Raw genomic sequence first — 4,991 nt, forward strand, 5'->3', positions numbered from 1 at the left:
CAAATAAACCATAAACCGATATAATTCAGCCATTACAATACACCCTGTTAGAAAAATTACCAGCAGACAGGGTTGGGTATTTTAATAGGTTATTTTTAAGCAACCAACAATATTTTCTAACAGGGTAAACAATTAAGGGGGGGATTATTGTGAGGGGTGGGAATAAAGATAAAACATTAATAGGATTTTCGAGGAGGAAGCACCATTAGTTTAGGTATAACTAAAATTATACTTAAGTTAATGGTGTTTTTCTTTTTAGGAGAATAAAAATTGACTTTTATCATCAGGAGAAAAAATGGAAAATAGAAATAAATTTATAAGTTTAATGGTTGTTTTGATTTTGGGGGTTTTAAGAGGAGGGGTTTTGGGGGAAGAAAAAGCGAAGTTACGGTGGGAGTATAAGTATAGGGAAGGGGAAACTCTCATGTATTCGATGAAGGGGAAAGACATTACACGTAACGCAATGTTTGGAGGTTATGACAGGGAGGTTGTTGGAGTTCTTGGGATTGAGGTTGGCGGAAAGAAGAATGAAGATTGGCAAAAAGCCAGAACATGGACGAAGGTGGAGAGAATTAACGATGAAAAGGAGATGTACCAAAAAAGTAGTGCCTACGGGGAAAGTATGTCGGGAGAAATTGAGATAAACAGGGACGGAACAGTTGAGACATTGACCTACGGTAACGTTTTTTTTCTCGGTCTGCCGAGATTTTCTGAAAGCGGGCTTGATTTTTGGAATAAACCTGTGGAGTTAAACGAAAAACTCGGGCCATACAAAGGTGTGAGGATAAAAGTTACGGGTTATTACGCGAAACTTGTTGGTGAAGAGACGATTAAAGGCCGAAATTGCGTAATTATTTCCACTGAAATCGGTGGTAAAACGCAGGGAACGGAGGCAGAACGAGGTGAGTTTATGCGAAGTGATAATAGAGGGAAAATGCGGATTCAGGTAACCGCGAAAAGCTGGTTCAGTTCAGAAGAAGGCAGGGTAATAAAAATGGAATCAGAACTTAAGCTTTTTGATGACAGTGAATATGACGCGTATGAATTCGCGAAGTATATTAAAAAGATAGCAGAAGAGAATAAGGAAATTTTCAAGAATACGGATAGCGCTGAAAATATAAAGATACTCGATGAAGCAATGAAGGAAATGGAAAAGACGGGGGATAAAAGGAAAAAGCTTTACGGAGACATTGAAGATGTAAACCGTCATTTCACCTACGAACTTCTCTCCGAACTCGAAATTAAGCATCTCGACGGAATTGAAGACAACTGGGAGCTAGTCCTTCCGGGAGTGAATAATTTTCAGTTGACGAAGGATGGGAAGATAGTCTTCGTGCGGGAAGAGATAAAAGTTGACAGTTCACAGATGACAGATGACAGTAAAGAAAAGGCAAAGAATGAAGATCCCTCGAACCTTGAGCCTCGAACCTCGAACCAGAAAACCACCTACATCTACATCTGTGACGGGGACGGGAACAATCAGAGAAGGCTGACCGAAGGTTCAAATCCGGTTGTGAGTCCGGATGGGAAGATGATTGCGTATGGGAAGAATGGAAATGAGTTGTGGGTGGTTGGGACAGAGAGCAGAGAACAGAGAGCAGAGAGCAGAGAGCAGAGAGATAGCATCTAATGTTCTTATTGCTCCTGCGTATAAAATATTTTGGTCAAAAGATAACAAAAAGATTGGCTTTAACATCCGCGAAGAAAATAAACGAAAATTTGGGATATTTGATTTTGAAAGAAATGAAAAAAAACAAATTGAAATATTTACTCCTGGCATTTCATGGTTACCTGATAACGAAAATTTTATTTACGAGTCATTAAAACCTCATCATTTAGTTCGAGGATCCTTCGAAAAAGACAAATCTTTTCTTTATAACCTAAAAGAAAACAAAAGTATTGAAATAAAAGAATTTGATGAACTTGGTTTAAGTGGGGGGCAATGGTCACCAAAAGAATTGGTTTATTTAGTTTTTAAAGATGTTCCTAACCTCATATATTTCTCGCCTGATTACAAAATTATCAAAATAGAAACAATTGGAAATGAAGGGCCGTTAGGATGGCCTAAATGGAGAGAAGATGGTAAATTATTGCTCTTTGGTAAAAGTAAAGCAATACTTTATAATGTGGCTAAACACAACATAGCATGGAAACAAGACTACAATTTCTCTCCAGCCATTACGGATGATTTTAAATGGTCATATTTCTTACACAACGGTAAATTAACTCAGCAATGGAGTGTATACAGGATTTCTGCGCCAAAGCAAATAGCTGAAATGTTGAGGAGGGATTGAAGATGGTTAATAGAAAAAAATTATTCGGAATTTTATTTTTGTTTTTACTTTTCAAAAACCATTTTGTACATGCCGGAGGAATAACAGGAGACGGCCAATATCATTATCTTGCAGAAGAAGAGGAGTTTGGCGATTCGACTTTCTATGTTAACAAAAATGTGACAGTTTTTGAAAATGGTGGGGTGTTGCAAGAGAACTGGGAATGGAACGGATCGAATTGGAATATTTATTTAGATTATTGGTATTCGACTGCAAGCCTTTCTGGTAAGCCAATAAATGGAGACAGTACAGAAGTTATTTCCGGTATTAGTAAACAATCCGACTTAACTATTGAAATGATTCAAAATAAATTTAGAGCATATGATACTACCCTTGTCCTTTCCCTCCCCCTCCTCCGCGCTGACGTATATGATGCAGGCAAGGATGCAAATCAGCCAGCGTGTGTGTTGATACCGGGGTATACGATGGGGATATTCAAAAGCAACAAGGAATCAAACGGATGGAACAATGGCGGAGGGATGACGAGCAGTGATAGTTCCATAATCAGGGCAACGTCTGGATTTAATGGGCCTGTGGTAGTAATAAGCTACAACTCGCACAAGGAATATGACGGCAAAAATGCGGCTGATTCAGGCGAACCCGAATCAGAATTTGGTATCTTATGGAATGGCGGAAAAGGCGACAGTACACATGACGGCGCGGTGGATAAGGCGGTTTCACTTCTTGATAAGATGAATGTTCTATTAGATGGTTCAAGACTCGTGAGCCATTCAACGGGGCATTATCTTGCCATGAAAATATTAAATAGAAAGAAGGTCGCGGAATACTGGGCATTGTCACCGAACACACGAGGCAGCACAATGATATACGCTGTACCAATATTATTACAGGATTACGGCAGCTGGGAGGACATGCGCCGGGACAATTATGGAACGACAGGCGTCAATTTATGCATAAAAGAAGTTTCGAATTTAACACTTGCCCCCGGCAGTCCCACACAATCAAATATACTGCTTTCACACGGGGACGCGATGACAGGCGGCCAGGGTGAAGTGTTGGATGTGATAATGAACATGGGAGTGCTGTCATACAGTGATTTGCAGCAGGCGGATAATTTAATTGAAAGCCAGAGCCGCCGTAAATTTTTAAAATATGAGGCGTTGAATAATCTGAAAGACGTTGAATTAAGAAATCTCGGGAACTATAAAATAACGGTCTGGGACGCGAGAAAATCGCTTCTGGGCGTATGGAATGATTTAGGACTTACTGAAAAAATTGCGGAGGAAGCATTGATTCAGGCGATATTGTACCTTCTTGGTGATATAAAAGATTTAAAATATGCGTTTGAGATATATCTAAAGGTTAATACAGTGATGAATATAAAAGAAATAGTAGGCGACGCGGCAAAACCATTGATGTATCTTTCAATTGATATAATGGAACACATGGATCTGGAAGACAGGCTTGAGGTAATAAAAGATACAAACGCGCATACAAGACTTGGGGCGCAGGTTCCCGCGTGGATATCTTCTCTGGCATGGGATCCATTAAAAATGGGTATGGATATAAAATGGAAAGAGGGGATAGACAATGATTTTGACTCGACGGATGGATACGAGATTGTCCGGAGAATCGAAGGCGATAAATACTACTGGAATATCGGGCAGACAAATTTCGGCAAATTTGATTACACTGATAATCTGGAACTTGAGATATATAAAATGGAGCCTGTGAATGTCGACAACACAAAAATCACATTTATGCCCTATCGCGATGAATACACAGAAAACAGTTTGGCAGGTAAATGGATAATCGTGAGGCAAAGAGACGGCGGATACACAGGGCCTTACGAGATTTATGCGAACAAAGACAATGTCCTCTGGTGTTCGTATAATCTTGCGGCGGACGGAATAAGGTCACAGGAATGGCGTCAGGAACATGAACATGGATGGTTGATGCCTCCTCAAGGCGATAAGTTTATTATCAGAGGTGTCAACTATGAATACAGCGTCTGGACATGGGGGGTGAACGGAAATAATCTTGACAAAAATAACAAGGGAGTATTTTTGTCTGTAAGCTCAAATTCAAAATCAAAGTTGATGGGAAACGCGAAGCCACCGTTTAAAAAGTGGAATGGGATTTCGTTCTACAATAAATTACTAAGCTTTAATTTTGAGGCGATCGACGAAGAATTCGGGATAACACTGGCAAGGTATAGAGTGGAAGGCGGTGACTGGTTTAATCTTGTTCCCAAGGACGGAGCCTATGATGAGTTTAAGGAAGAATTTGACACAGCAGTATCCGTTTCCGGTTTGGGGCTTTCGCAGGGCAGCCACAAAATAGATGTGGCGATATATAACGCGCTTGGAGAAAAAGAAATATATGACACCACCTTTCTCCTTGACACCACCCCTCCCTCCATCGCCGAAAACTTTTCCCCAAGAGGCGGGAAATTCACCGAGCCACCAGTGATAACCTTCAATGCGAGCGATACATTAAGCGGTATGAAAGAAGCGAGGGTGATAATAATGAAAGGTGACACTACATATGACAGCGGGATGGCTTTGTTGATTGGGACTACATACACATACACAAGTCATGTCATCGAATCCGGCGGATACACATACCGGATAGAGGCGGAGGATAACGCGGGGAATGTTGCGTCAAAAGAAAACTGGTTTGCATTTGAAATTCCGG

3 protein-coding genes are annotated in these 4,991 nt (G+C 40.5%); all 3 read left to right on the plus strand.

The annotated features are described in order from the left end of the window. Positions 1–295 precede the first annotated feature (295 nt). A complete protein-coding gene (locus AB1414_15415; GenBank protein ID MEW6608808.1) occupies positions 296–1,630 on the plus strand; it encodes a hypothetical protein in 1,335 nt (444 codons plus the stop codon). Next, on the plus strand, positions 1,551–2,294 hold the full coding sequence (locus AB1414_15420; protein MEW6608809.1) for a hypothetical protein: 744 nt from the start codon (positions 1,551–1,553) through the stop codon (positions 2,292–2,294). Before AB1414_15415 ends, AB1414_15420 begins: the two co-directional genes overlap by 80 nt. Before the next feature lie 2 nt (positions 2,295–2,296). Then, a partial coding sequence (locus AB1414_15425) for a hypothetical protein (protein MEW6608810.1) occupies positions 2,297–4,991 on the plus strand: 2,695 nt, incomplete at its 3' end.

Source organism: bacterium (genome assembly GCA_040755795.1).
GTDB lineage: Bacteria > UBA9089 > CG2-30-40-21 > CG2-30-40-21 > SBAY01 > JBFLXS01.

What these genes read in the sequence shown, in the direction of transcription:
- AB1414_15420 (MEW6608809.1), top strand. Translation starts at nt 1,551, where the DNA reads ATGGAAATGAGTTGTGGGTGGTTGGGACAGAGAGCAGAGAACAGAGAG.
- AB1414_15415 (MEW6608808.1), top strand. Translation starts at nt 296, where the DNA reads ATGGAAAATAGAAATAAATTTATAAGTTTAATGGTTGTTTTGATTTTG.